This window comes from Streptomyces sp. NPDC014006 (assembly GCF_043088925.1).
Taxonomy (GTDB): Bacteria; Actinomycetota; Actinomycetes; order Streptomycetales; family Streptomycetaceae; genus Streptomyces.
This window is the reverse complement of sequence record NZ_JBICAJ010000001.1, coordinates 289,462-313,707: the sequence shown is the minus strand read 5'-3', so window position 1 is coordinate 313,707 and position 24,246 is coordinate 289,462. Positions and strand designations below refer to the sequence as shown.

The following is a 24,246-nucleotide window of genomic DNA, read 5'->3' as shown; positions in this document are numbered from 1 at the left end:
CGCGCCGGGCTATCGTGCCGCTGTGACCAGCGCAGCGGGGCGCCCCATCCTCTTCCTCGACGTCGACGGTCCACTCATCCCGTTCGGGGCGTCGTACGGCTCCTCGACATCTGTCGGTCAGGGGAACCCGCTGCTTGATCGACTAGATCCCGGCATCGGATCGCGCCTCCTTGTCCTGGGCTGCCACCTCGTGTGGGCCACGACGTGGATGGAGAATGCGAACGAGGCCGTCGCTCCGCGCCTGGGGCTGCCGAAGCTGCCCGTGGTGGAGTGGCCGGATGCCGGCGCCGACGGCGGACCCCGCGGCCTGCACTGGAAGACTCGCCCCTTAGTCGAGTGGGCCGACGGCCGACCGTTCATCTGGGTCGACGACGAAATCAGCGCCATGGATCGCCTGTGGGTCGATGCCCAACATCCTGGGCCGTCGCTGCTTCATCGCGTCGATCCGGCTCACGGACTCGTAGACGCCGACTTCTCGGCGCTCGGCGATTGGCTCGCTGCTGAGGGCGCCGGCTAACGGTTGATCGGGAAATCGCGCGGGTAGTACGTGCCGGGAAGGTGCGTCACCTGCTGCAGGCAGCGACGATGCCCAGAATCACCAAGGCCACGAAGAACATCGCTACGCAACCGCCTATGGCGCTCTCGGCCTCCGCGACGATCCCCTTGGGCTTCGGGCGGGACTTCTCGTAGTCCTGCATCCCTCGCGCTACCGCGCGACTGATTTCGTCCTCGTCCACGGAGTCCCCCAAGCCAGCCACTGGTTTCTGAACGGCCACGGCCAACCTACCTGCTGCACCACCGCTGCTCGATTCATCAGCGGCGCACCGTGGTCGAAACTGACCTCTTCGTTCCGAAGCAACTTGGGATGCGCGCCCCCCTTGCCCTGCGGCGCCTGTCACCTGCGCTGACGGTCCGCTGACGTCCACGGTTATTCGCGGCTGTGCGTTGCGGCTGCCATGCATTTAGACACTGAGCATTTCCAGCGTTGCCTCTCCAGGGTGAAGACGGCCTTGGCGACCGACGTCATGCGGTTCGGGCTGATCCGGGATCTTCGGAAGATCCGCCAGGACTTCAGCAGCGCCCTACCCCGTTCGACGGGTGCCCGGGACGCGGCCAGCGCCCGGTTGACCGTCTGCTGTGTGGGGGACAACTGCCCGCCGGGCGGCCTTCTGCGCCCGGCGGTGACCCAGGGGCCGGCGCCCTGGTAAGCGCGGTCGGCCAGGACGGGGACACCCTGGCGTTCGCAGATCCGGATGATCCGGTGAGCGCGGGCCGCGGTCAGGTCGTGGCACCGGCCCGGCAAGGCCGGGGAGATCCACAGCACCTGCCCGATCGGATCGGTCACGACCTGCACGTTCACGCCGTGGCGACGATGCTTGTGCGAGTAGTCGGCCCGGCCGTCGTCCACACGGTCGCACTCGGCGAGCGTCCCGTCGAGCAGTACGTACTCCGGTTCGGCCGGGTGCCCGGGCGGCCAGGAGGTCGATCACCGCGGTGGTATGGGCGTGGGCGGTGCCGACCGAGATGCCGAAGCCGGCGGCTATCTGGGCCGCGTGAGCCTTGGCGTGTGCCTTGGCGTGTGCCTTGGCCAGTTGAGGGGAATCGCCGCGGCGAGCGTGCCGGCATGCCGCTCGAACCGCTCGATCGCCCAGACCGATGGCGGCGCGACCGGACCGCCTGCCCCCGACAAGGACGTGCAACCCCCTCCGCCCGATCACCCGGACTTTCAACTATGTGACACGTACACAAACGGGACGCAAGGGATCGATCCGGCCAGGCAATGACCGCAAAGGGCTTCTTATGCGCTGTCCGTCCCGGCCCTTCTGCCACTCCCTTGATCGACGTGCGCCAGACGCAATTCCGTGCTCTCCTGGAAATACGTCGCATATCCGTCATACGTCTCGCGGGCACTCGCTCACCGCATGCGACGGCTACCGCCTCGGAGCGGCAAAAGCAGCGGCGGCGTTCCTGAGCGCAATGCGCTTTGTCCAGATCTACGACCCCGCCGTGATCAGCTGGACGTGACGCCATATCGCCCACTTGGGATGTGGTCGCAATGAACATCCGAAGGGCTTTGGCCATGAGCAGCCCGGTGATGATGTCCGCAGCGATCGGCCTGAGCGCGACGCCCGCAGGGCCGGCATCGGCGGCTACCACGACCGACTCATTTCCTGAAGCAGGCGCCTACGCAACTCAAGGCAATAGCAACGTCATCTCGGACAACGGAGAGCTGCAAGTCTCCTGGATAGCCAGCCAGGTTTTCCCATGGGAGGGAGGGATACCGACGCGGTGGCAGGTGAACGTCATCTACAACAACACATCAGACCATATCGTTTATTTGACATGCAAGGGTTGGGACACCGGAAAGGTACGAGAGGAAATATCCGGACCAGGCAAGAACACCGGGTATGTAAAAGCCGAGTACGACCTGTGCACAGAGCACCCGGAGTGGAACGCAAATCTTAGCCCCAACCACAGGATTTTGATGTCCTGGGCCGTATTTCATAACGTTCCCAGGATCGGCGACCGGGTCTCACTGCACTGGGGTGACTACGGAACATCCGAGAAACTCGACCCCTTCGGCCATTGATCCTGCGTAAGCGGCCTCTGCACCGCCGGCGACGCGACAGTAACTGGAGACGGCAATGACCAAGAACGCTGATGAGCGCCGAGAGGCCGAGGTGCGACATCAGATCGGCACCCAGCCTCGGCAATGGGAGCAGCGGCCCCGAGCTACCGGACCGACTCCACCCCCATTCACACCCCAACCGACACCACCGGCAACAACGACTGGATTGGCATCACCGAGCAATTGCCCCTCATGCGGCAAAGCGGTCGGCGGTGAACTGTCTTGCCAATTCTGCAGTCAAGTACTGTTCCTGCCGCAGGGAATAGTGCTCTCCACTGCTGGACGTCGCTTCGGCGGATACGTCCTGGAATGCGTGCTCGTGATCTGCACTTTGCTGATCGGCTGGGCCATCTGGGCTGCCATAGTGTTCCAGTACGGCCAAACACCCGCCAAACAGCTGCTTCACATGAGAGTCGTCTACATTCCGCAGGCTCGAACCGCCAGATGGTGGAGAATGTTCTTCCGCGAAGTGATTGCGAAGACGCTCATCGGGATCCTTGCCAGCTTCACCCTCCTGATCCCATACTTCTGGCTCCTTTGGGATCAGAATCGACAGGAGTTGTGGGACAAGATGGCCACCACCCTGGTCGTGAACGACCCGGGAGATCGACTTCATCCACAGCCTTCGAATCAGTAGCGCTGGTACAACACCACACGCCCGATCCGAGAAACGACGACGTCCCCAGGTCGGGTATCCCAGTGCTCTCACTCCGCCTCGACGAAGCCCAGCGTGCGGTTCATGGCGATGGCCGTGGTGTTCTCGGGGTGATGGAAGGTGCGGACCCGCGTGACGCCGCAGCGCCTGGCGAAGCCCATGCCGAACGTCTTCATGGCGATCGAGATGCCGCGGCCCCGGTAGCCGGCTCTGACGCCGGTCATCTCGTTGAAGACGAAGTCGTCGTGGCGGGACGTCGCCGCCATGCCGACCCAGGTGTCGCCGTCCAGTGCGATCACCACGCCCCGCGGGTCGTACTCCGGGACGGCGAGGCGCTGTTCCACGTACTCGTCGTAGCTGCAGAACGCGCCCCGGCCGGGGATGTCGGCCGAGCACTCCTTGTTCAGCTCGTACAGCGCGCGCCGGTGTTCCGGGGTGTCCCCCAGCTCGGCGAGCGTGGTGAGGCGGATGCCCCGGGCCGCGCACCGGTCGAGGTACGGCTCGAAGCGGCCGGCGTCGAACGCGGTGACGTCCAGTTCCAGCCTCACCCAGTGATCAGCCACGTTCGGCTTCCCGGCGTCGGAGCAGCACCAGGACCCCGCCGCCGATCACCACCAGGCCGATGGCCGAGCCTGCGATCAGCGGGGTGAGGGCGCTGCCGCCGGTGTCGGCGAGGTTGGTGGGCACCGTGGCACCGGCGGAACCGCCGACCGTGGCCGGGCTCGGTTCCGCGACGGTCTGCGTCGTCAGGGCCGGAGCGTTGCCGCGGGTCCTGCAGTCCAGTACGCCGGTGAAGCGCTGTCTGAGGCCTGCGGGACCGGTGATGGTGATGTCGTAGGGCTGGTCCTCCTGCAGCGGCATCGTCACCGTGCGCGGAGCCCCGGCCGGGACGGTGTACGTGGTGCCCATCAGCTGGAAGGTGAACGGCTGGTCGCCACGGTTGACGGCGGTGATGTCCACCCCGCCCTTGACGCAGTCCTCCTTCGCCGACAGCGCCGGTATCGGCCCCTGCGCGGCCCAGGTGGCGCTCGCGCTCGCCGAGACGGTGGACTCGCTGGACCCGGCGAGGATCTGCGTCTGGCTGCGACTGTCGGAGGTGAAGGCCCGGCCCACCGGCACGGTGGTGGAGGCCTGCACGGTCAGCTGGGCGGTGCCGGCCTCGGCGTCCTCCGGTACCGCGAAGAAGAGCTTCGCGCCGTCGGGCGCGGCGGTCACCGGCTTGCCGTCCTTGCCGACGATCCGCACCCCGCTCAGCGCCGCGTCGGCCGGCGGTGACACGACCGCACCGGTGGCGTCGGTGTGCACGGTCACCGGGCCGAGCAGCTCACCCGGGTGGCCGGAGACCGCCGGCGGGTCCAGGATCAGCGAAGCCGCCGGTTCGGGCAGGTCGCGGGCGCTCTTGAAGAGGTGGTCGGCGAGCTGCTCGGCCTGCGGGTCCACCGCGTCGACCCGCGCGCCGTCGGAGTAGCGCCAGATGGCCACCTGGGTGCCGGCCGCCGCGTCCTGCTCGGTCAGGCCGCCGTGGATGCCGGCCTTCTCGGCCAGCGCCGCCAGGTCGTTCACCTGCGGGTAGGAGTGCTGCAGGATCCAGCGGATGCGGCCCGCGTTCTTGTTCGCGCCGAGGGAGGTGCCGCTCCACGGGGTCTCGTGGTACTTGGCGTCCCTCTGGGTGGGGTTGTACAGGTCGACGCAGTACGTCTGCAGGGTGCCGCCGCCGTCGACGGACATCTCGAACAGGCCCGCCGACACCTGCTGGTCGGTGCCGCCGTCGTGGACGACCGCTCCGCCGAAAGTCTTCAGGCCGCCCATGGTCGCGCTCGCCCCGGCCTGGCTCTGCGGGGTCTCGGCGGCCGAGGCCGGTGCGGCCCCGGTCAGCGCACCCGCCGTAAAAAGCCCGGACACCAGTGCGGCGGCGGCGCGCCGGCTCGTCCCTCGCCCGCGCACGGACCGCGCCGTGAGCGCGGCGAACGAACAAAACACAGCAATTCCCCTTCGCGCAGGACCCGTTGATGTGGGGGGTATGCGGTCCCACCAGCAGAATCGGGAGCCCCGAGAGCTCTCCCGCATCCTAGGGAGGCTGCCGCACCGGCTTTCGCCGTCATCTTGCCGGACCGATGATCCGACTCGTAATCGTTATCGCGGACACCGCCCTCGAGCTGGGCTTATCGACAAATCCACCGGATGCTTCGGCATGCATGTGCCGATAAGCCGCAGTCGTACCGCCTCGGGCGCTTCCCGACATCAGGAACCTGACGTCACGTCACCGAAGCTGCTACGGCCTGCCGTTGAGGCTGTTCCTGGCTCGGCGTCTCCCACTCGGGCTCGGCGGGGTCCGGCGGGGCTGCGGCCCCTTCCGGTCGGCTCGCCCGCTTGAACGCCGTGGTGCCCCGCGCCAGATCGTGGCCGATCGCCACCGCGTCGACGTCGGCGGATGTCCAGCTGGGCTGGCCTTCCCTCACCTCCGTACGGACCTTCAGCCGGCCCTGCACGATGACCGGATCGCCCACGTTCAGCGACGCCGCCACGTTCACGGCGAGCTGCCGGTTGGCCCACACAGTGAAGAAGTTGGTGTGCCCGTCGATCCAGGTGTTCTTCTCCCGGTCCAGATAGCGCGCGGTCACCGCCAGCCGGAAGCGCGCCGACGCTCCGGACGCCACTTCCCGGAACACCGGCTGCGTCGCCACGTTCCCGACCGCGCAGATCATCGTCTCGTTCATCTCGGTAACCCCTCCCGGATACGCCGACGGGCCCGTCCCGACGGCGGCGTCTGGCCACGGCGGCCGGGTCATCCCCTCTGCCGCCGTGCACGGCAACCGTGTTCGTAGCGATCGCCGCACAGCCAGACTGCCTCCGTCGGGCCGGGCCCGCTGAGCGCTGTGGATCAACCCCGCGCTGTGGAAAACTCCGCCACCCGCACGGGTGAACCGCCTTCCGGCAGCACCGCACCCACGCCCTTCACCGGCTCACCGAACCAGCCCCCCAACGGCCCACCGAACCGGCTGCCCCGCTCACCGAACCAGTCCCCACCACGGCAACCCGCATCACGGCCTCACCGCCCCGCTCACACACCCACCCCCGAGACCCGGGCGTACTGCTCCCGCACCTCCCGGTACCGCAGCAACTCCGCCGCGAGCGGATCGAGCACCCGGGCCCGGCCGCACGCTCCGGCCGCCTCTCTGAGCCGCCGTTCCGCCTCCTGCCCGTAGCGCCGGGCCGGACCGCGCGCCGCCATACGGCATCCCCACTCGATGAAGGGGCCGCCGACGATCCCGCACACCATCAGCAGCACCGGCACGCCCAGGTTCGGCGCCATCACCCCGACGATCTGCCCCACCAACCACACACCGCCCAGGACCTGAAGCAGCGTCATGGACGCCTGCGCCAGCACCGCCACCGGCCACCAGCCGGGACGCGGCGGCCGCCCCGGAGGCAGCCCGGCCCGCGGCGCCAGCTCGTCCAGCGCCTCCGGCAGCCCCTGCGCGCCGCGCACCGCCGCCTCCCGCACCGCCTGCGCCCAAGGCGCGGGCAGCCCGGCCGAGGCCCGGTCGGCCACGGTGCGCACCGCGTGCTCGACGCGCTGCCGCGCCGTGGCCTCCTCGTCGGGCTGGGAGCGCAGCGGCAGCCGGCCCGTCGGGGGTTCGCGGCGGTCCTGATACCAGCGCCACAGCCGCAGCCACGGCGTCCCGCAGGCCCGGTTGGCGTTGCGCAGCCAGGCCCGCTCGGCCGCCTCACCGGCCGCTGTGGCACCCACCGCATCCGCGAGCCGCGCGGAGAACTCCTCGCGCGCCTCCTCGGTCAGCCCGGGCCGCCGTCGCGTGGCGTACACCGGCCGCAGCCCGGCCGCGGCCGCGTCGACATCGGCGGCGATACGGCGGGTCGGGGCCCCACGCTCGGCCACGAACTGCCCGAGCGCCTCCCGCAGATCGCCGACGCCCTCACCTGTGAGCGCGGACAACGCCAGTACGTTCGCGCCGGGTTCGCCGAACTCGCCGAGAGCGATGCCGTCCTCGTCGAGCAACCGCCGCAGATCGTCCAGGACCAGGTCGGTGGCCTCGCCGGGCAACCGGTCGATCTGGTTGAGGACGACGAACATCACCTCCGCGTGCCCCGCCATGGGCCGCAGGTAGCGCTCGTGCAGCATCGCGTCGGCGTACTTCTCCGGGTCGACGACCCAGATGACGGCGTCGACCAGCTTCAGGATGCGGTCCACCTGCTCGCGGTGCTGCACCGCCGCCGAGTCGTGGTCGGGCAGATCGACCAGGATGAGCCCGCGCAGCTGCTGCTCGGAGTCGGCGTTCTGCAGCGGGCGGCGGCGCAGCCGGGGCGGGATGCCCAGCCGTTCGATCAGACCGACGGCGCCGTCGCTCCAGCTGCACGCGATGGGCGCGGCGGTGGTGGGCCGCCGTACCCCGGTCTCCGAGATGGGCACTCCGGCGAGCGCGTTGAACAACTGCGATTTGCCGCTTCCCGTCGCGCCCGCGAGCGCTACGACGGTGTGCTGCCCGGACAGCCGGCGCCGGGCGGACGCCTCGTCCAGGACGCGGCCGGCCTCGGCGAGGGTGCGGTTGTCCAGGCGGGCGCGGGAGAGCCCGATGAGTTCGCGCAGCGCGTCCAGCCGGGAACGCAACGGCCCGTCGTACGCCAGAGGCGCGACGCTCAGCGGCCCGGGGGCCCGTGGCTCCAAGGGCGCCGCCGACTCGGCGGCGGTGGCCTCGGTGACCCGCCGGGCGATGAGCCCGTCGTCCCAGAACCCGGCGGCGTCTTCGCCGGCGGCGGCGTCGGCCTGGCCGCGGTCGTCGGGGGCGGGTTCGGCCCTCGTACGGTCTTCGGCGGGGCGCTCAGGCTGTGCGCGGTCGCCGGGGACGCGGTCGGGCTTCGAGCGGTCACCGGGCGTGCGGTCGGCTGTCGTACGGCCGCCGGGTGCGCGCTCGGGCTCGGTACGTCCCCCGGGCACGCGCGCGTAGCCGCCGGCACCGGCGGAGGCTTGAACGGCCTCATCGTCGGTGGCGGGTGAGGGGGTGTCCCCCGCGTCACCCTGCGCCACCTCGGCACCAGCGGCCTCCGGGCCGGCTTCCTCCGGAGAGGCGGCCTGCGGAGAGGCGGCCTCCGCCCCTTCCCCCACCTGCTCGCCCCGCGCGGGGTCCGGCATGGCATCCGTGACGGCTGCCCCGTCCTCCCCACGGCGTTCGTCGTCGTCCACGGCGCTCTCCACTGAGTGATCCGGTCGCTCCGGTTGATTCAGCTGGTCCAGATCATCGACGTGATCAACCCGATCAACGTGAACGACATGGTCGCTGTCATCGATGTGATCCATGTGGTGCGGACGACCGAGGTGATCGGTGTGCTCGGTGTGGTCCTGGTCAGTGACGGCGGTCACCGGTCACCTCTCCTTCTGCAGCAGGGACAGCGCTGCGATGAGTTCGGCCTGTGGCTCGGCGTGGACGTCGAGAACGTCCAGAGGCGCCAGCCTGCGTTCGCGTTCGGCTTGCATCACCCGGTCCACGTGCTCGGTGAGCAGCCGCCCGCCCCGGTCACGCAGCCGCAGCGCGCCGTGGGCACCGATCCGCTCGGCCAGGCTTTCACCGGCAGAGCGCGCCCGGCGGCCACCGAGCAGCGCGGTGGCGACGAGCACGGCGAGCGCCTCCGGATCGGGCGCGGAGCCACGTTCCAGCTCGCGCACCTCCTCCTCGGCGTACTCCTCCAGTTCGCGCCGCCAGCGCCGTACCGCGAGTCCGATGCGGTGCTCGGCGCTCTCCAGACCGGAGTCGCGGTCGGCGAGGCCGGGGGCCTCCGCGCCCGGTTCCCGGCGCCAGGCCTCGTCGATGCGCTCGTCGGCGGCGGTCACGGCGCACAGCAACAGCGTGGTGAGGCTCTCCATGAGCGCGTCGAACAGTTCCCCGGCGGTGCAGTCGAGCGGGAAGGCCCGCCAGCGCTTGAGGGCGTCACCGGCGAGGACGGCACCGGCCTGCAGCCGGCTCCGTACGCGCGCGTGTTCGCTGTCGTAGGCCCCGTCGACGGCGGCGGTCAGCCGCAGGGCGGCGGCGTACTGCTGGGCGGCGGCGCTGGCCAGCTCGGGCATCCGGGACTTGAGGGAGTCGAGGACGCCGTGGACGGTGCGGGCCATGACGTGCCGGCGGGCGCCGGGGTCCTGCGTCTGGTGCACCAGCCAGGTGCGCAGCGACGCGACGGCGCTGGCCGGGAGCAGCCCCGCGCCCCAGGCGGACTCGGGGAGTTCGGGCACGGTGAAGCGGGGTACGTCGCCGAGGCCGGCCTTGGTGAGGAGGGCGCCGTACTGCCGGGAGACCTCGGAGACGACCTGGTGGGGCACCCGGTCCAGAACGGTCACCAAGGTGGCGTCGTACTCCTTGGCGGTGCGCAGCAGATGCCAGGGCACGGCGTCGGCGTAGCGGGCTGCGGTGGTCACCATGATCCAGATGTCGGCGGCGCACATCAGCTCGGCGGCCAGGACACGGTTGTCGGCCACGAGGGAGTCGACGTCGGGGGCGTCGAGGAGGGCGAGGCCGGGCGGCAGGGTGTCGGCGGTCTCGATGCGCAGCGCGCGCGTGGGGCTGTCCCCGGTCAGGAGAAGTTCGTCGTCGCCGGGATCGTGAGGGGGCACCCACACCCGGGTGAGGGCCGGCAGGATCCGTGGCCCGCTGAACCAGTGATGGTCCTCCGGGTGACAGACCAGCACCGGTGTCCGGGTCGTCGGCCGCAGTACGCCCGCCTCACTGACGCGTCTGCCCACCAGTGAGTTGACGAGCGTCGACTTGCCCGCGCCGGTGGATCCGCCCACGACGACCAGCAGCGGGGCGTCGGGCTGCCGCAGGCGGGGCACCAGGTAGTCGTCGAGCTGCGCGAGCAGTTCGTCCCGGTTGGCACGCGCGCGTGGGGCTCCCGCCAGAGGCAGCGGAAAGCGTGCGGCGGCGACACGGTCGCGCAGGGCGGAGAGTGCGTCGAGCAGCTGAGGCCGTACGTCCAAGGTCACCACATGCGAAGAATGCCCAATTTTGAGGGAATTCTGAAGCATATAGGCATGTCTGCGCGCCGATAGAACACAAGGGACGGAAGGGATGACCGGGACATGAGCACAGCGCAGGCATAACGAGTGCACAACACCCGGCCCGCCAGACGCCAAAAGCGCTGCACGATTCGCACCTGCCTGCGATTATCGGGACCGCTTCACCGAACCTCCACACCGAGCCACGGAGGCGAAGCGACGGGGTCAAGGAACCGGGAGCCCTATCCTTGTCCCCGGCAACGTCAGGGTGCGGCCCGCCCGCCCCCACGACCGAGGCCACACCAGGCCCCCGTAGCTCAGTGGATAGAGCAGGCGCCTTCTAAGCGCTTGGCCGCAGGTTCGAGTCCTGCCGGGGGCGCATGTCTCCGCCCTCCCTCACGGGAGGGCTTTTTGCTGGTCAGGGTGGGTGTGGGGCGGCACGGCGAAGCCCCGGGCGACCTCTCGATGATCAAGGGCGGGATCCGGGGCTGTCCAGCTGTCACCGGGTTTTCGCGGGTGGCTGTGTCGGATACGTGTCGAAGTTTTCGGCTGGGGATCAGCGGGCGCCGAGCAGCTCCTCAGGTCGCCCGCGGCTTCGAGCCGCCGCTTGAGGCCCGGCGTCCAGCTGCCCGTCGCCGCATCGGGCGTACGTGGCGAGGAGCACGGCGACGCTGTTCCCGGCCCACTCAGCCACCTCGGCGAGTGGGATGCCGTCGTTGAGCCACTTCGTCACTCGCGCGTTGCAGTTGTCGCACACGGGCCGCACAGCAGGCAGGCGGCACGCCTCGCACCGGGCGGCCTCGCCCTGCGCACAACCTTTCAGGCCGCAATGCTCATGGATCTCCCCGCGCCCCGGGGCGCCGGGTTCGGGAAGGGGCACGGGCTTCCAGCGGACATGCGGGGCCCGCCCGGGCCGAACCCAGCCCGGCCGGGCCGTTCATCCCCTGCGATCAGCTCGACATGTGGGCGAACATGCCGGGCTCGTACGAGCCCCCCGGGTTCTGCACGATCACGTTCATCCGGGTGGCCGCGTTGATCAGGGCGACCAGGCAGACCAGCGCCCCTACTTGGTCGTCGTCGTAGTGCTTGCGCACTTCGGCCCAGGTGTCGTCGGACACGCCCTGCTCGCCGAGCCGGGTGCCCTCTTCGGCGAGCGCCAGTGCGGCTCGCTCGGCCTCGGTGAACACGGTCGAGTGGCGCCAGGCGGCGACCAGAGCGAGCCTGAGCGCGGTTTCACCGGCGGCCGCTGCCTCCTTGGTGTGGATATCGACGCAGAAACCACAGCCATTGATCTGGCCCACCCGCAACTCCACCAGTTCCCTCAGGGTCTTCGGCAGCGTCGACTCTTCCAGAGGCAACGAGGCGTTGTAGAACCGCTTGGCGATCTTCGCGGCGGTCGGGCTGTCGAACAGGTCGAAACGAGCGGCCATGAGGTCGTCCTCACTGTGGAGTTACGTGCGGCGCGGATCGTCCGCGGCGTCCTGACGAACACCAGATGCCGGCCGCCCGATCCTTGTGACAGCACGGTGATGTGACGTAGAACACCGATCTTGCATGTCACATCGCGGCTGAGGCCGGCGTCTTGTGCGTGACACGGTCGAGACCGAACAGCGGGAGCCGGCTATGAGCGAGCGCAGCGAGTGGACAGGGAACACATCCGAGCCGCCCGCCCGTGACGGCCGCATGGACTCCGCCACCGAGGTGTTCGTCGCGCATCGCAACCTGCTGTTCACCGTCGCCTACGAGATGCTCGGCTCTGCCGCCGACGCCGAGGACGTCCTGCAGGAGACGTGGCTGCGCTGGGCGGGCGTGGACCTCCTCACCGTGCGGGATCAGCGTGCCTATTTGGTCCGGATGACCACCCGGCAGGCGCTGAGCCGACTACGTACGCTCCGACGGCGCAAGGAGTCGTACGTCGGCCCCTGGTTGCCCGAACCACTGCTGACCGCGCCCGACGTGGCCGAGGATGTACAGCTGGCCGACAGCATCTCGATGGCGATGCTGCTGGTGCTGGAGACGCTCACCCCGACCGAGCGGGCGGTGTTCGTGCTGCGCGAAGTGTTCGACCTGGAATACGCCGAGATCGCGCAAGCCGTCGATAAGAGTCCCACCGCGGTTCGTCAGATCGCGCACCGGGCACGAGCACACGTCGCTGCGCGCCGGCCACGCGAAGTCGTCTCTCCGGCCGAGACCCGCAGCGCACTCGAGGCGTTCCAACGGGCAATCGAAACCGGCGACCTGCAGCGACTGCTCGACATGATCGCACCGGATGTCGTCTTGCTGGCTGACGGAGGCGGAAGAGTACAGGCCGCGCCGGTGCCCGTCATGGGTGCCGACAAGGTGGCCCACGTACTGGGCAGGATCGGTGCGGAAGTGTCGCTGCAGCCGGCCCAGGTCAATGGCCACCCAGCGCTCACCCTCCGGCGGGACGGCAAGGTCGACACCGTCCTGGCGGTGCGCATCGACGACGGCCTCATCACTGGGCTCTACGCCGTGCGCAATCCCGAGAAGCTGTCACGCATCGACCGCGAGACTCCTGTGAGCCGCTGAGTGCTTCCCCTTCCCTCGGCGAACACGCAGGCAGAAGACCACTGGCAGAACGAACTGATACGTCTGGAGGTTGTGTTGAGCCTCACTGCCTCGCGGCTGCGCACCGCCACGGGTGTGACGGCCCGCTTGCCCAATGAAGTTCGTCAGCTGGGTCCGCCGTTGCAACCCGGTGCCGCTCGGTCCGTCCGAGACCGAGGTCACGCTCACCTACAACCGGTCGGCTGTGCAGCAGTTCGTCCGGGAGCGGGGCACCCGGCTCGTGCCGTTCGGCCCTGCCCATCTCACCGACTCAGCCACCTGACCGAGTCTGCCGCCCCGATCTCACGGACTCGGACGCCCGCCAACCCCTGGATCCGCCGCCCGCCGAATGTGTGCCGAAGAACGGTCGACGAGACGCCAAGCACGGGAAGAGGTGGAGGTCAGCAGACGCGGTACTCTCCGGCCTCCGTCACGGGAGGGCTCGCTGCAGGCCGTCCGGCGGCGCCGAGCGCACGTCGATCGAGTCGACAGCCGTCGAGTGGCTCACCCACGACGAAATCAGCGAACGCATGGCCGAGGTCTACGCGATCAGGCTCCTGGACGCCCTGGACGGCATCGGCCCCCACGCACGGAGCCACGACGGGAAGCGCCTTGTCCCTGTCGGATCCGCAGCGCCGGCTTCTTGAAGGTCCACTGGGCGGGCAACCGCACCAGAGGGCCCTCCCGGAAGAAGGTGCTCACCATCGCCGCACCTGGTCGGCCGTGCGGGCCGCACCGCTCGGCCAGTTGGGGCAGGAAGCCGTAGGAGACGGCGAGCGGTCACTGCGACCCCGCCGGTCACAGTTGCCCCGCTCGCGCAGCCTGACCAGGGCCGCGCGGTGACCTTACCCGGAAGCCCTGCTGCCTCGGCGACCCGCCAGGGGCTGTCCGCGACCAGGGCCACCGCGGCCGGCGCACGCGGACTGCCTGGACGACCCGCCGGGGCTGTCCACGCCCAGGGCGACCTCGGCGAAGGCACGCGGTCGTCGCTCGTCGGCGAGGAGTCCGAGCAATGGCCGGTCCCTCCGCCGGTGCCTGTGCCGGTGTCCATGGCCGGCGGCGAGGGGAGCGCCGCCGCCGGACGGCTGCGCATGCCACCGGACGCCTCGGGTCCGCCTCATCCGTACCGGTAGATCCGGCTCAGGTCCTCCAGCTGGTCCGGGGTCTCCTTCCACGGGGGGAGCTGCTCGTGGCGGGCCACGACCCGCCGGTGCTGCTTGTCGGCGGCACCGGGCGGGTCGGCGGGCAGGTAGCGGTGAGCGCGGTGGGCGCGCTGCCAGCGGTCCCACAGCAGGTCCACGAAGGCGTGATGCAGCCAGAACACCGGGTCGTTGACGGACGCGCTGCCGACCATGGCGCCGCCCACCCAGCGATGCACCCGGTTGTGGTTGCGCCAGGAGGCACTGCCTCTGCCGGCTCCCCAGCCTTCCAGCTTGTTGCGGAAGCCCTTGGTGACGGTCGAGTCCCAGGGCCACACGTCGTAGACGGGGTCGTCCAGCGCACCCTTGACGTCGCCACTGGTGGGCAGCTCGATGGGGGCGGCGGAACGGCCCAGGTCCCTGGTGAGGAAGTTGGCGTTGGTGGTGTTCTCCTTGATGGTCCAGTGGCCCGCCGAGTAGGCGAAGGGCCCGGTCATCACCTGGTGGTCGGGCTTGCGTCCGGTGCCGCCGAGCAGGTCCGCCGTCCATGGCACGGCGGTCTTCGAACGGTTCCGGGTCCAGTCCCAGTACGGCACGGTCACCGACGAGTCCACGCGGCGCAGCGCCCGCTCCAGCTCCAGCAGGAACCGGCGGTGCCAGGGCAGGAAGGACGGCGCCATGTGGGCGGTACGCAGGCCGTTCCCGCCATCAGGCGCATAGAACTCGATGTGCATGCGCACGAACTCGTCGTACTCACCGCGGCGTTTGAGCTCCAGCAGCGCGTTCACGAATCGCCGCCGCTCGCTCGCGGTGAGCGTGCTGACGTTCTTACGCACGTACGGCATGGTGTCCTCCCATGTGTGCATGTCCCCCGGCCGGTTCCCCGCCGGGCGAGACGGGGACCGGGTCGCTCAGCTTCAGGCGGGGCCCCAGCTCGTCCACGGCCGCGCGGGTGGCCTCCAGTGGCGTCCGGTACGACGTGTAGTGGTCGACCATGCTCAGCCATGTGCCATCGGCCCGCCGCATCAGGTGCAACGGGCGGCCGTCGACGGTGATCCGCCAGTCACCCTCGGCCGTTTCACCGCCCGCGACCGGTACCGGGGCGCCCTGGATGCGGCGGCCTCGGTAGGTCTCCTCGAAGGAGTCGCGGTCGGGGTGCTGGGCCGGCAGCGCCGAACGCGAGGCGGCGACGAGCGGTACCGGTGCCACGGCGGCGGTACAGGCCAGCAGCCACCGCGCCACCTCTCTGCGCGACAGTCCGCCCGCACCCACTGTGATCCGCCGCTCCGCGCTCACCGTCATCCCGTCAGCACCGACAACCATCGCGCACTCCTCGTCCGGGTCCCGTCATGTCCGTACCGTTAACCGAGGAACGGCGCGCCGGGTCACTCCCCGCAAGGGCCTTGGCCGCTGACGCGCGGTACGCGGGCGCCGGCGTGCGCTCACGCCCGGCCCACCCCCCACCCCGCCGCAACGCCCGGCCCCGGCCCCGCCGCTGCGGCCCGCCGCGGCCCCGCCACACGCTCGAGGGGCACCGTGCGCGGGCGCACCGCGGGCCGGTCCCGCAGGTGCGGTACCGGCCCGGGGAAAGGAGCCGTCAGTGGCGGACGGGGAGACCGCCGAGCAGGCCACCGCGCTCGGAGACGGAGGTCGCGGCGCCCTTGAGGGTGCCGAGCACGGAGTCCTTCTTCTCGGTGTCGAGGACGACCGAGTGACCCTTGACCGGCAGCACGTTCTGAGTGGTGACGGGACCGCCGGCGAGCTTGTTGAGCGTGCCGTTGAGGTTCGAGGGCGCCAGGTCGGCGCCGCTGACGGCGAACGCGGGCGCGGCGGCACCGGCGAGGGCCAGGGAACCGGCGACGACGGCGGCAGCCTTGAGGGACTTCATCTTGTTCCTTTCTTCGGTGACTCACGTCACCCAGGTGATGTCCGGCGCCGTGCCTAACGAGGGTCGGACGGGACGGAAACCCTCGTCCGCACAAGACATATGAGATCCCCGAGGCGTCACCCGGTCGGCAGCGACGGCAGGGGCAGGGTGGACGGGGAGGACCTGGGCCGGAGGCCACCGAGGATCGTGCCGAATCAGGCCGCCGAGGTCGTTCACCGGATCGGTGGCCGGGGGGAGCACCTGGCCGAAGTCGGTGGTGACGGCGCTGACCAGGTTGTCGTCCCCTGAATCACCGTGGAGAGCAGGTCGCCGACGAGTCACCGACCGCGGGCTGCTTGCCGTCGTCACCGGCCGCCGTGAGGGCCGGGGGCGCGGAGAGGGGAGAGCTGGACGCCACGACGGGTCGGCGAGCGCGCCGGGCGTGGCGGGTGCTGCCGGTGCGGCGGGGCCACCGGACAGCGCGGGGACCGCGGGCCGCGTGGGTGTGGCCGCCGTGTTGGGCGCGGGTGCTGCCGTCGGCGTCGACAGTGCGGCTGGGTGCCCCGCGGCCTCGGCGACGGCCTTCCTCGCCGCGCCGCCGAGCCGCGTGGCCCGGTCGGCGGGCAGCGTGCCCTTCTTCGGTGCCTGCTCGAGCAGACGACAGGGCTGAGGGTCTCGGCGCCGCCAACCCGGCCCTCCTGCCTGGGCGAGCGGCTTCTCGCTGCGGGGGTGGCACCCCGCGACCGCTCGGCGGCCCGGGGTGACCCGTCCGGATGCGCAAAGCCGCCCGCTCCGCGGACCGGTGGGGTGGCCCGGGACGTCCACGGTGTACACGGCAGGCGCCCGAAGAAGCGGGCACGACGGGACCATTTCCACGATTTCGACACACTTGTTACGTTTCGCCGGAATAGTCCGACATGCTACTAGAGTTGCGGATCTCGCCCGCATATGCGAAAGGCTCCGCCAGTCATGCGCAAGTTCCTGGGTCCCCTGCTGCGTACGACGGCGAGCGCCGTCGCCCTCGCCGCCCTCCCGGCCACGGCAGCCGCCAGGCCGGTCGCGCCGCCCTCCCCCGATGCCCCGCGCCTGTCCTTCGAACGGCGCCACCACGCGGTTCAGCACGGCGGGTTCGTCCGCGCGGCCAACGCCACCATCAGTTGCCGCGTCCCCAAATCGGCCGCCTGCCGGGCGGTCCGCGAGGGACGGACCGCGGTGAACGGCGACTTCGACATGTTCTACGTCGACGTCGACAAGGACCCCAACACCTACAACTCCTCCCGCGCCGAGGTCCGCATCCCCGCCGGTGGCCGGGTGACCTACGCGCGGCTGTACTGGGGCGGCAACCTGCGCGTCGGCGAGCAGAAACCGCCGAAGGACAACGGGCGCGTGCTGATCGCCGAGCCCGGCGGCAAGTACAAGGAACTCCTCGCCGACACGGTCGTGGGGCACCGGGTGGCGCAGGGCGCCGACGCCTACCAGGCCTCGGCCGACGTCACCAAGCTGGTCCGCAACAGCGGTTCCGGCCTGTACACCGTGGCCCAGGTCAACACCGCCATGGGGCGGTCGGCGGCCGGGGCGTGGGGTGGCTGGACGTTGGTGGTGGCGTACGAGAACCCGGCGGAGCCGCTGCGGGACCTGTCCCTCTGGGACGGCTTCGATTCGCTCCGCTCCCCCATGGTCATCCGGCTGCGCGGCGCGCGCGTGGCGGCCGGGGCGGGCGGACGCGTCGGCCTGGTGGCCTACGACGGCGACCGGGGCATCACGGGCGACTCGCTCACTGTCTCGACCGGGGGCAAACGCAAGCCCGTCGCACTGCGCGACGCGGCCGACCCCGCGCGCGACGTACTGAACTCCACGATCAGCGAACCGGGTAACTCACCGGCCCGGCGGGTTCCGGCCTTCGCCAACACGCTCGGCTACGACTCGGATGTGTTCGATTTCCGCTCGGCCCTGCGCCGCGATGGTGACCAGCTGGGCTTCCGGCTCGTTTCCCACCGGGACGCGGCATGGGCCGGTGCGCTCTTCGTCGCAGTGGACGCCCGGCGTTGAGGCGCGTTCCCGACCGCAGTCCCGAGCGCCCCCCGTGAGCGAGGTATCCCGCGCATGCACCAGCCAGCACCCGACTTCCGGCCGCGGGTCCTGCACCTTGTGCAGCCCGCCGACGGCGGTGTCGCCCGGGTCGTACGGGACCTGGTCGCGGCTCAGCTGGCGGCGGGTCTGCAGGTCACGGCGGCCTGCCCCGGCGGCGAACTGGCCGCGGAGCTGCGCCGTCTGGGCGCCGACGTGCGGGACTGGCAGGCCGGCCGGGGCCCGGGGCCTGGGCTGCCGGGCGAGGTACGGCGGCTCGTACGCCTGATCGGCGAGGTACGGCCGGAACTGGTGCACGCCCACAGCGCCAAGGCGGGCCTGGCCGGCCGCCTCGCCGTCCGCGGTCGCGTTCCCACCGTTTTCCAGCCGCACGCCTGGTCGTTCGAAGCGGTCGGGGGACTGACCGCCGCACTCGCGGTGCGCTGGGAGCGGTGGGGGGCGCGCTGGGCCGAACGGGTGGTGTGCGTCAGCGAGGCGGAGCGCATGACCGGCCTGCGCGCCGGGGTACGCGCCCACTACGCCGTCATCCGGAACGGCATCGACGTAGACCGTTTCACACCGGCTCCGTCCACCGGCTCGTCCCCGGTCGCCGCCCACGCGGCGCGAATCGCCGACGGCGGGAACACCCCACCGGGGCCACCCGCGCGCGGCCACGAGAGCCGCACAGGTCACGCAGACGAAGGCGCCGGAGGTGAACAGGCGCCAGCTCCTGTGGTGGTCTGCGTCGGCCGGCTGTGCCGGCAGAAGGGGCAGGACGTACTGCTGCGAGCCTGGCACGACGTACTGGACGCAGTGCCGGACGCGCAGCTCGTGCTCGTCGGTGACGGGCCCGACCGGGATGCCTTGCGCCGACGCGCCCATCCCTCAGTGCGGTTCACCGGTGCGGTCGCCGATCCCGTGCCCTTTTACCGGGCCGCCGACCTGGTGGTGCTGCCCTCACGCTGGGAGGGCATGGCACTCGCCCCGCTGGAGGCCCTGGCGTGCGGTCGGCCCGTCGTCCTCACCGATGTCGACGGCGCCCGCGAGAGCCTGCCGGCCGCCCTGGCCGCGCACTGCCTGGTCCCGCCGGAGGACCCCGCGGTGCTGGCCGGCACGATCGCCGGACTGCTGTCCGACCCGCCGCTGCGCGCGGCGCTCGGCGACCTGGGCCGCCGGCACGTCCTGTCCACGCACGACGTGCGGCACACCGCCGAACAGGTCGCGGCCCTTTACCGCGAAGTCCTCGGCGCCCGACCGCCCGTGCCCTGCGAGTCCTGGGAGTCCAGCCAGTCGTGACTGCGGAAAACACCATCCCCTCCCCCGGCACGCCGCCATGGGAGAGCGGATTCTCGCCCGTCTCGGTCCTGCCACCCCGCGCCGGCAGCGGCTTCCGGTTCCCGCTGCGGCGCCCGCCCGCGCGGCCGGCCTCGCCGCTGCCGCTGCTCGCGGCGGACCTGCTCGCCGCGCTGGCGGGCGCGGGCGCGCTCGTCCCAGCCGCCCGCAGCCCGCTGCCGGCGGCCCTGCTGGTGTCCGGCGCGCTGCTGCTGTCCGGCGCGCTGCTGCTGCGACCGCACTCCGCGCGGCCGGTGCCGGGAGTCCTCGACGAACTGCCCGCGGTGTGCGGGTGGATCGCGGTGACCTGGCTGGGTCTGGCCACCCTGCTGGCCGCCCACGACCGCGAGCGCGCCCTCGCCGCCCCCGCCCTGCTCCTCGGCTGGACGTTGCACGCGGCGGCGGCCTGCGCGTGCCGGGGCGTGGTGCACTGGCGGCGCCGGCTCGCGCTGCGGCGGTGCCCGCGCGCGGCCCTGGTGGTCGGGCCCGCCGCGACCGCGCAGCGGGTGGCCGCGGCGCTGCTGCGTCACCCGGGCTGCGGGGTGCGGCCGGTGGGCGTCGTCGCCGACGACCCCGACGGCAGTACGGGCCTGCCCGTGCTCACCATCGACGAGGAGGTGCAGCGGGCGCTCATCCAGAACGGGGTGCGGGTCGTGCTCAGCGTCGGCCCGGCCGTGCGCACCGAGAAGGGACCGCTGCTGTGGGCGCTCGCGGAGTCCGGCTGCACGGTGTGGGAGGTGGACGCCGACTGCCCCGCGTACGAGATGCCCGACCAGCTCGCCGGGTTCGCCGTCAGGCGGCTGAACCTGGGCCCGCGCAGGCGCACGAACGCCGGCAAGCGGCTGCTGGACGTGACAGTGTCCGGGGCGATGCTGGTGCTGGTCAGCCCGGTGCTGTTGATGTGCGCGGTCGTGCTCCGGCTCACCGACGGGCCCGGTGTGGTTTTCCGGCAGGAGCGCATCGGCAAGGACGGCCGCCCCTTCACTCTGCTGAAGTTCCGTACCCACCGCCCGGTCGACGAGCACGAGTCGGCGACCCGCTGGAGTGTCGCCGGCGAGCGGCAGATGGGCCGCTTCTGCCGCTTCCTGCGCAAGACCTCGCTGGACGAGCTGCTGCAGCTGTGGAACGTCTTCCGGGGTGACATGAGCCTGGTCGGCCCACGTCCCGAACGGCCTTACTTCGTCACCCAGTTCAGCCAGGCCTACCCCGGCTACGCGGCACGGCACCGCATGCAGACCGGCATCACAGGGCTCGCCCAGATCAACGGGCTGCGCGGGGACACCTCCATCGAGGACCGGGCCCGCTTCGACAACGTCTACATCGACAACTGGTCGCTGTGGCAGGACGTCTGCATCCTGTTGCGCACCGCCGTCGCGCTCGTACGCCCGACGGGGAGCTGACCGATGTCCCTCGCCCCGCCGCTCCGCCTCCCCGCGCGGTTCTCCCCGGTGCTGCCCGTGGTGGCCGTGGTCGCACTGCTCGCACTGCCGGTCCACCCCGGCGGCGAGGGCGGCGCCGGCCCCGCCGACGCGCTGTCCGCGCTGGTCGTGGGCCACTGCGCCGTACGCCTGCTGCGGACACGGCGCCGCCCGCTGTCCCGTGCCGCCGCGGTGGTGCTCGGCCTGCCGGTGGCCGGTCTCGCGTTCGCCGCGATGAACGCGGTCTCGCCGGGCGCCGGCATCACGGGCCTCGGCCGCTATCTGCAGATCTTCGTCCTGGTCCCCGCCGCGGTCCTGCTGCTGATCGCAGACCGGCGGGACTTCCGGCTGCTGGCCTGGTCGCTCGTGGGCCTGGCGCTGTGGCAGGGAGCGGTGGGGGTGCACCAGTACCTCACCCGTACCGGCGCCTCCTACCAGGGCGAGGACATCCGCGCGGTCGGCACCTTCGGGCCGACGGACGTGATGGGTATGGCAACGGTGGTGTCCCTGGGGCTGGTGTGCGCCGTGGGCCTCGTCCTCGGCCGCTCCTCGTTCAGGGTGCGCGCGGCGGCTGCGGGGTGTGCCCTCGCCCTTCTCCTGCCCCTCGCCCTGTCTTTCAGCCGCGGCGCCTGGATCGCCACCGCTCTCACGCTCACCGCCCAGCTGGTGCTGGCCGGGGCGCGCCGGGCACTCATGGTCGGTGCCGCCACGGTGGCCGCCGGCGTGGTCCTGGTGGGCGGGTTCGGGCTGGGTACGGCGATGCTGCAGGAGCGGATCGGCAGCATCGCCCAGGTCACCGACGCACCCGACCAGTCGGTCACCGACCGGTACACGATGTGGGCGGCGGCCGCCGGCATGTGGCAGGCACGCCCGCTGACCGGGGTGGGGCTGAAGGGCTTCCCCGAGTACCGCGACGGACACGCCTCACTGGCGCTGTCGTCCGGCGGCGACACCGAGGGCGCGGGCGCCGCCTACCGCCGCCAGCCGCTGCTCTCTCCGCACAACATGTACCTGCTGGCGCTCGGTGAGCAGGGCCTGATCGGGTTGCTCGGCCTCGTCGGCGGCTGGCTGGCCCTGCTGGTGTGCGGCCTGCGCGGGCTGCGACAGGTCCGCGCCGTCGGCGGGCCGGGCCTGGATTGCGCGCTGGTCGGCTGCGGGCTGCTGATCTGGCAGCTCGTGGACTTCCTCTACGCCGACATCGGCGGCCGGTCCACCGTGCTGACGGCGCTGTGTCTCGGTCTGGCCGCCTGGTGGTCACTGCTGGGGGCCCCCGGGGCCGCCACCGCCGAGAGCGCCACCGTACCGACCGCGCGGGGAACGGTGCCGGGGAAGGCCACGCTGCGATGACGGTGACGACGCCCCCCGACCGGCAGCTCCTGACCGACCTGCCGCTACGGTGCACGGCCCGCCCGGCACCGTGCGGCCCGGTGCACCGGACGGCTCCGGGCCGGCTCCCTCGGCCGGTCCGTGGTGACGTGAGCCTGCCCGGACCGAGAGCGGGCCGCAGGCCGGCCCGGGGACCGGTAGTGAGCCGGATGCGGGGCCGGAGGCCGGTGCGATGACGAGTCCCAGGGCCGGCGAGGTACCGGGCCCGGAAGCCGGCACGGCGCAGGGCCACGCAGTGAGTCCGGCGCCGGGCGGGGAGGCATGCCTCGACGGGGTCGTCCTGCCAGAGGTGCGGTCGGCCGTACGGGCAACTGCGGCCGGGTCACGCGCCTCGGCCGAGCCTCCCGCTTCGGCCGTACCTCCCGCTTCGGCCGGGGTGGACACCTCACCGGCACAGCGCATTTCAGCGAAGCCCGGCACCACACCGGCACCCACCACGTCAGCCGATTCCACCGCGGCGGCACACATCACCGCGGTCAGCCCCGGCACCTGCTGGCCCTCGACGCTCACCCCGGCCTCACTCCCCGCCCCGTGCGAGAGCGCTGCAGCGGTGTCCCGCGTCACCGAGCAGCGGCACGCCACTGCTCGGTTCCTCGCCAGGACCACGTTGGTCACCGCTTCCCTCGCCGTCGCGGCGGCGCTGCTGGGGCTGGTGCGTGACCAGTCGCTGGCGCGGTTGTTCGGGGCCGGCCGGGACACCGACGCCTTTCTGGTCGCCTGGACGGTGCCCGAGTTCGCGGCCACGCTGCTCATCGAGGACGGGCTGGCCTTCGCGTTGGTCCCGGCGTTCAGCAGGGCGTTGGCCCGCCGCGCCCAGGGCGCCCCCGGGGACCCGGTCCGCTCGCTGGTCGCCGGGACGCTGCCGAGGCTCACGCTGGCGTTCGCGGCGGTCGGCACACTGCTCGCGCTGACCGCCCCGGAGTTCGTCGCGGTCCTCGCGCCGGGTCTGCCCGACCCGGCCCTCGCCGTGGACTGCACCCGGCTCACCGCAACCTGCGTGCTGAGCTTCGGCCTCACCGGGTACTGCAGCGCGGCCCTGCGGGCCCACCGCCGGTTTCTGGCCCCGGCGGCGATCTACATCGCGTACAACGTCGGCATCATCACGGCGATGTACGTCCTCGGCGGCCGCTGGGGCGTGCGGTCGGCCGCGTTCGGTGTCGCGGCCGGCGGCTGCCTGATGGTGCTCGTCCAACTGCCTTCACTGCTCCGGCACGTGCGGGACCGCCGCACGCCGGTCGCCGCCCCGAGGGCCGTTGCCGGGGAGCAGGCGATGGACGTGCCGCTGATGGCCACCGTGCTGCTGTTCGCGCTGTGCCGGCAGTCGCAGGTGCTGATCGAGCGGTTCCTCGCCTCGGGACTGCCCGCTGGAGCGATCTCGCACCTGAACTACGCGCAGAAGGTGGCGCAGATCCCGATGACGCTGTCGATGATGCTGTGCACCGTCACCTTCCCGATGGTGGCGCGGGCGCTGGCCGACGGCCACACCGAGCGGGCCCGGGACCGGGTGGAGCGGGACATGGCCCTGGCAGCCCATGTGGTGCTGTTCGGCGCCGCGGCGGTCGTCGCCTGCGCCCCGCAGTTGATCGCCCTGCTGTTCCAGCGGGGTGCGTTCACCGCCGAGGACACCTCGGCGACCGCCGACGTGATGCGGGTCTACGCGCTCGGCCTGCTCGCCCAGACGCTGACGGGCGTCCTGATCCGCTCCTACTTCTCCGCAGGACGCGCCACCTGGTACCCGGTCGGAGCGATGGCCGTCGGCATCCTGGTGACCTCCTGCCTCGGCGCCTGGACGGTCGGAACCCGTCACGTGACCGGTATCGCCGCCGCCAACGCCATCGGTATCACCGTCACCGCCGTCCTGCTGCTGGCCGGGACGGGGCACCGCAGCGTGCCCATCCGGACCCGGCATGTGCTGCGCAGGCTGAGCCGGCCGCTGGGGGCGGCGGTGGTCGCCGCGCCGGCCGGCGCCTTCACGGCGGGCCTGCCCGCGACACCGCTCGTCCAGCTGGGCGCCGGGGGCGCCACCGTGACCGTCGTCTTCCTTCTGCTCGTCTCCTCCCTGCGCGTCCAGGGCTTCACGCCCGCACTCCGTCCCATCCGCACTCTCGCCCGAAGGCTCGCCCATGTCCTCTTGCGTTGAGTCCCATACCCGCACGGGGTCCCCGGCCGGCCCCGGATCCGGCCC

The 24,246-nt window shown here is 71.5% G+C and carries 21 protein-coding genes, 1 tRNA gene and 2 pseudogenes; 12 read left to right on the top strand and 12 right to left on the bottom strand.

Translation table 11 applies throughout. From position 1 onward, the window contains the following. The first annotated feature begins 22 nt into the window (after positions 1–22). The gene (locus tag ACF1GV_RS01450) at positions 23–517 is read left to right on the top strand and encodes an HAD domain-containing protein (RefSeq protein WP_391676830.1); all 495 of its coding nucleotides are present in this window, start codon (positions 23–25) and stop codon (positions 515–517) included. A 46-nt stretch (positions 518–563) separates the two neighbouring features. Here the strand turns inward: ACF1GV_RS01450 and ACF1GV_RS01445 are convergent, their stop codons facing one another. Together ACF1GV_RS01445 and ACF1GV_RS01440 are read right to left on the bottom strand one after the other, a co-directional pair. Further along, positions 564–737 carry a hypothetical protein gene (locus ACF1GV_RS01445; RefSeq protein WP_391676829.1) on the bottom strand — a complete coding sequence of 58 codons (174 nt, stop codon included), beginning with the start codon at positions 735–737 and terminating at the stop codon, positions 564–566. Between the two features lie 191 nt (positions 738–928). Further along, a pseudogene (locus tag ACF1GV_RS01440) lies at positions 929–1,700 on the bottom strand (transposase family protein). Positions 1,701–2,080: 380 nt separating this feature from the next. Here ACF1GV_RS01440 and ACF1GV_RS01435 point away from each other — a divergent pair. Further along, the gene (locus ACF1GV_RS01435; protein ID WP_391676827.1) at positions 2,081–2,590 is read left to right on the top strand and encodes a hypothetical protein; all 510 of its coding nucleotides are present in this window, start codon (positions 2,081–2,083) and stop codon (positions 2,588–2,590) included. A 55-nt stretch (positions 2,591–2,645) separates the two neighbouring features. Beyond that, complete coding sequence (locus ACF1GV_RS01430; protein WP_391676825.1) at positions 2,646–3,266, top strand: RDD family protein; 621 nt, start codon at positions 2,646–2,648, stop codon at positions 3,264–3,266. A 68-nt stretch (positions 3,267–3,334) separates the two neighbouring features. On the opposite strand, the gene ACF1GV_RS01425 is transcribed toward ACF1GV_RS01430, so the two are convergent. From ACF1GV_RS01425 to ACF1GV_RS01405, 5 genes are all read right to left on the bottom strand, one after another. After that, positions 3,335–3,847: a GNAT family N-acetyltransferase gene (locus ACF1GV_RS01425; protein ID WP_391676824.1), complete on the bottom strand. Its 513-nt coding sequence runs from the start codon at positions 3,845–3,847 to the stop codon at positions 3,335–3,337. Further along, positions 3,840–5,228 (bottom strand): TQXA domain-containing protein, encoded by a 1,389-nt coding sequence (locus ACF1GV_RS01420; RefSeq protein WP_391676822.1) that lies wholly within the window; start codon positions 5,226–5,228, stop codon positions 3,840–3,842. Before ACF1GV_RS01420 ends, ACF1GV_RS01425 begins: the two co-directional genes overlap by 8 nt. A 311-nt stretch (positions 5,229–5,539) precedes the next feature. Then, positions 5,540–6,001 (bottom strand): single-stranded DNA-binding protein, encoded by a 462-nt coding sequence (locus tag ACF1GV_RS01415; protein ID WP_391676821.1) that lies wholly within the window; start codon positions 5,999–6,001, stop codon positions 5,540–5,542. 344 nt (positions 6,002–6,345) lie between these two features. Further along, positions 6,346–8,484 (bottom strand): GTPase, encoded by a 2,139-nt coding sequence (locus tag ACF1GV_RS01410; RefSeq protein WP_391676820.1) that lies wholly within the window; start codon positions 8,482–8,484, stop codon positions 6,346–6,348. 180 nt (positions 8,485–8,664) lie between these two features. Further along, positions 8,665–10,275 (bottom strand): dynamin family protein, encoded by a 1,611-nt coding sequence (locus ACF1GV_RS01405; RefSeq protein WP_391676819.1) that lies wholly within the window; start codon positions 10,273–10,275, stop codon positions 8,665–8,667. A gap of 315 nt (positions 10,276–10,590) precedes the next feature. On the opposite strand from ACF1GV_RS01405, the gene ACF1GV_RS01400 reads away from it, so the two are divergent. Then, positions 10,591–10,663 (top strand) — tRNA-Arg (locus tag ACF1GV_RS01400). Positions 10,664–10,840: 177 nt separating this feature from the next. On the opposite strand, the gene ACF1GV_RS01395 is transcribed toward ACF1GV_RS01400, so the two are convergent. Together ACF1GV_RS01395 and ACF1GV_RS01390 are read right to left on the bottom strand one after the other, a co-directional pair. Beyond that, positions 10,841–11,017 carry a hypothetical protein gene (locus ACF1GV_RS01395; RefSeq protein WP_391676818.1) on the bottom strand — a complete coding sequence of 59 codons (177 nt, stop codon included), beginning with the start codon at positions 11,015–11,017 and terminating at the stop codon, positions 10,841–10,843. 217 nt (positions 11,018–11,234) lie between these two features. Further along, on the bottom strand, positions 11,235–11,714 hold the full coding sequence (locus ACF1GV_RS01390; RefSeq protein ID WP_391676817.1) for a carboxymuconolactone decarboxylase family protein: 480 nt from the start codon (positions 11,712–11,714) through the stop codon (positions 11,235–11,237). 193 nt (positions 11,715–11,907) lie between these two features. Here ACF1GV_RS01390 and ACF1GV_RS01385 point away from each other — a divergent pair, with 193 nt between their 5' ends. The 3 genes and pseudogenes from ACF1GV_RS01385 to ACF1GV_RS01375 all read left to right on the top strand — a co-directional run. Further along, the gene (locus ACF1GV_RS01385; RefSeq protein ID WP_391676815.1) at positions 11,908–12,834 is read left to right on the top strand and encodes an RNA polymerase sigma-70 factor; all 927 of its coding nucleotides are present in this window, start codon (positions 11,908–11,910) and stop codon (positions 12,832–12,834) included. A gap of 133 nt (positions 12,835–12,967) precedes the next feature. Beyond that, positions 12,968–13,135, top strand: coding sequence for a hypothetical protein (locus ACF1GV_RS01380; RefSeq protein WP_391676814.1), 168 nt, complete (start codon positions 12,968–12,970; stop codon positions 13,133–13,135). A 160-nt stretch (positions 13,136–13,295) separates the two neighbouring features. Beyond that, a pseudogene (locus tag ACF1GV_RS01375) lies at positions 13,296–13,499 on the top strand (NUDIX hydrolase); the annotation flags it as partial. 470 nt (positions 13,500–13,969) lie between these two features. Here the strand turns inward: ACF1GV_RS01375 and ACF1GV_RS01370 are convergent. The 3 genes from ACF1GV_RS01370 to ACF1GV_RS01360 all read right to left on the bottom strand — a co-directional run bounded on the left by ACF1GV_RS01370 (position 13,970) and on the right by ACF1GV_RS01360 (position 15,879). After that, complete coding sequence (locus tag ACF1GV_RS01370) at positions 13,970–14,836, bottom strand: tyrosinase family protein (RefSeq protein WP_391676812.1); 867 nt, start codon at positions 14,834–14,836, stop codon at positions 13,970–13,972. Next, a complete protein-coding gene (locus ACF1GV_RS01365; protein ID WP_391676811.1) occupies positions 14,820–15,314 on the bottom strand; it encodes a tyrosinase cofactor in 495 nt (164 codons plus the stop codon). The genes ACF1GV_RS01370 and ACF1GV_RS01365 overlap by 17 nt, the downstream gene beginning before the upstream one ends. Before the next feature lie 274 nt (positions 15,315–15,588). Then, positions 15,589–15,879, bottom strand: coding sequence for a hypothetical protein (locus ACF1GV_RS01360; RefSeq protein WP_391676809.1), 291 nt, complete (start codon positions 15,877–15,879; stop codon positions 15,589–15,591). A gap of 948 nt (positions 15,880–16,827) precedes the next feature. Between ACF1GV_RS01360 and ACF1GV_RS01355 the strand changes: the two genes are divergently transcribed. From ACF1GV_RS01355 to murJ, 5 genes are all read left to right on the top strand, one after another. Beyond that, on the top strand, positions 16,828–17,907 hold the full coding sequence (locus tag ACF1GV_RS01355; RefSeq protein WP_391676808.1) for a DUF3344 domain-containing protein: 1,080 nt from the start codon (positions 16,828–16,830) through the stop codon (positions 17,905–17,907). 54 nt (positions 17,908–17,961) lie between these two features. Continuing rightward, positions 17,962–19,221, top strand: coding sequence for a glycosyltransferase (locus tag ACF1GV_RS01350; RefSeq protein ID WP_391676807.1), 1,260 nt, complete (start codon positions 17,962–17,964; stop codon positions 19,219–19,221). Next, complete coding sequence (locus tag ACF1GV_RS01345; RefSeq protein WP_391676806.1) at positions 19,218–20,657, top strand: sugar transferase; 1,440 nt, start codon at positions 19,218–19,220, stop codon at positions 20,655–20,657. The genes ACF1GV_RS01350 and ACF1GV_RS01345 overlap by 4 nt, the downstream gene beginning before the upstream one ends. Before the next feature lie 3 nt (positions 20,658–20,660). Then, positions 20,661–22,022, top strand: a complete 1,362-nt coding sequence (locus tag ACF1GV_RS01340) for an O-antigen ligase family protein (RefSeq protein ID WP_391676804.1) — start codon at positions 20,661–20,663, stop codon at positions 22,020–22,022. Positions 22,023–22,611: 589 nt separating this feature from the next. Beyond that, positions 22,612–24,201: a murein biosynthesis integral membrane protein MurJ gene (murJ, locus tag ACF1GV_RS01335; protein WP_391676803.1), complete on the top strand. Its 1,590-nt coding sequence runs from the start codon at positions 22,612–22,614 to the stop codon at positions 24,199–24,201. Positions 24,202–24,246: the final 45 nt, after the last annotated feature.

Coding starts and splice junctions, on each gene's coding strand:
- ACF1GV_RS01435 (WP_391676827.1), top strand. CDS start 2,081: ATGAGCAGCCCGGTGATGATGTCCGCAGCGATCGGCCTGAGCGCGACG.
- ACF1GV_RS01430 (WP_391676825.1), top strand. CDS start 2,646: ATGACCAAGAACGCTGATGAGCGCCGAGAGGCCGAGGTGCGACATCAG.
- ACF1GV_RS01415 (WP_391676821.1), bottom strand. CDS start 6,001: ATGAACGAGACGATGATCTGCGCGGTCGGGAACGTGGCGACGCAGCCG.
- ACF1GV_RS01390 (WP_391676817.1), bottom strand. CDS start 11,714: ATGGCCGCTCGTTTCGACCTGTTCGACAGCCCGACCGCCGCGAAGATC.
- ACF1GV_RS01385 (WP_391676815.1), top strand. CDS start 11,908: ATGAGCGAGCGCAGCGAGTGGACAGGGAACACATCCGAGCCGCCCGCC.
- ACF1GV_RS01380 (WP_391676814.1), top strand. CDS start 12,968: ATGAAGTTCGTCAGCTGGGTCCGCCGTTGCAACCCGGTGCCGCTCGGT.
- ACF1GV_RS01370 (WP_391676812.1), bottom strand. CDS start 14,836: ATGCCGTACGTGCGTAAGAACGTCAGCACGCTCACCGCGAGCGAGCGG.
- ACF1GV_RS01365 (WP_391676811.1), bottom strand. CDS start 15,314: ATGGTTGTCGGTGCTGACGGGATGACGGTGAGCGCGGAGCGGCGGATC.
- ACF1GV_RS01360 (WP_391676809.1), bottom strand. CDS start 15,879: ATGAAGTCCCTCAAGGCTGCCGCCGTCGTCGCCGGTTCCCTGGCCCTC.
- ACF1GV_RS01355 (WP_391676808.1), top strand. CDS start 16,828: ATGCGCAAGTTCCTGGGTCCCCTGCTGCGTACGACGGCGAGCGCCGTC.
- ACF1GV_RS01350 (WP_391676807.1), top strand. CDS start 17,962: ATGCACCAGCCAGCACCCGACTTCCGGCCGCGGGTCCTGCACCTTGTG.
- ACF1GV_RS01340 (WP_391676804.1), top strand. CDS start 20,661: ATGTCCCTCGCCCCGCCGCTCCGCCTCCCCGCGCGGTTCTCCCCGGTG.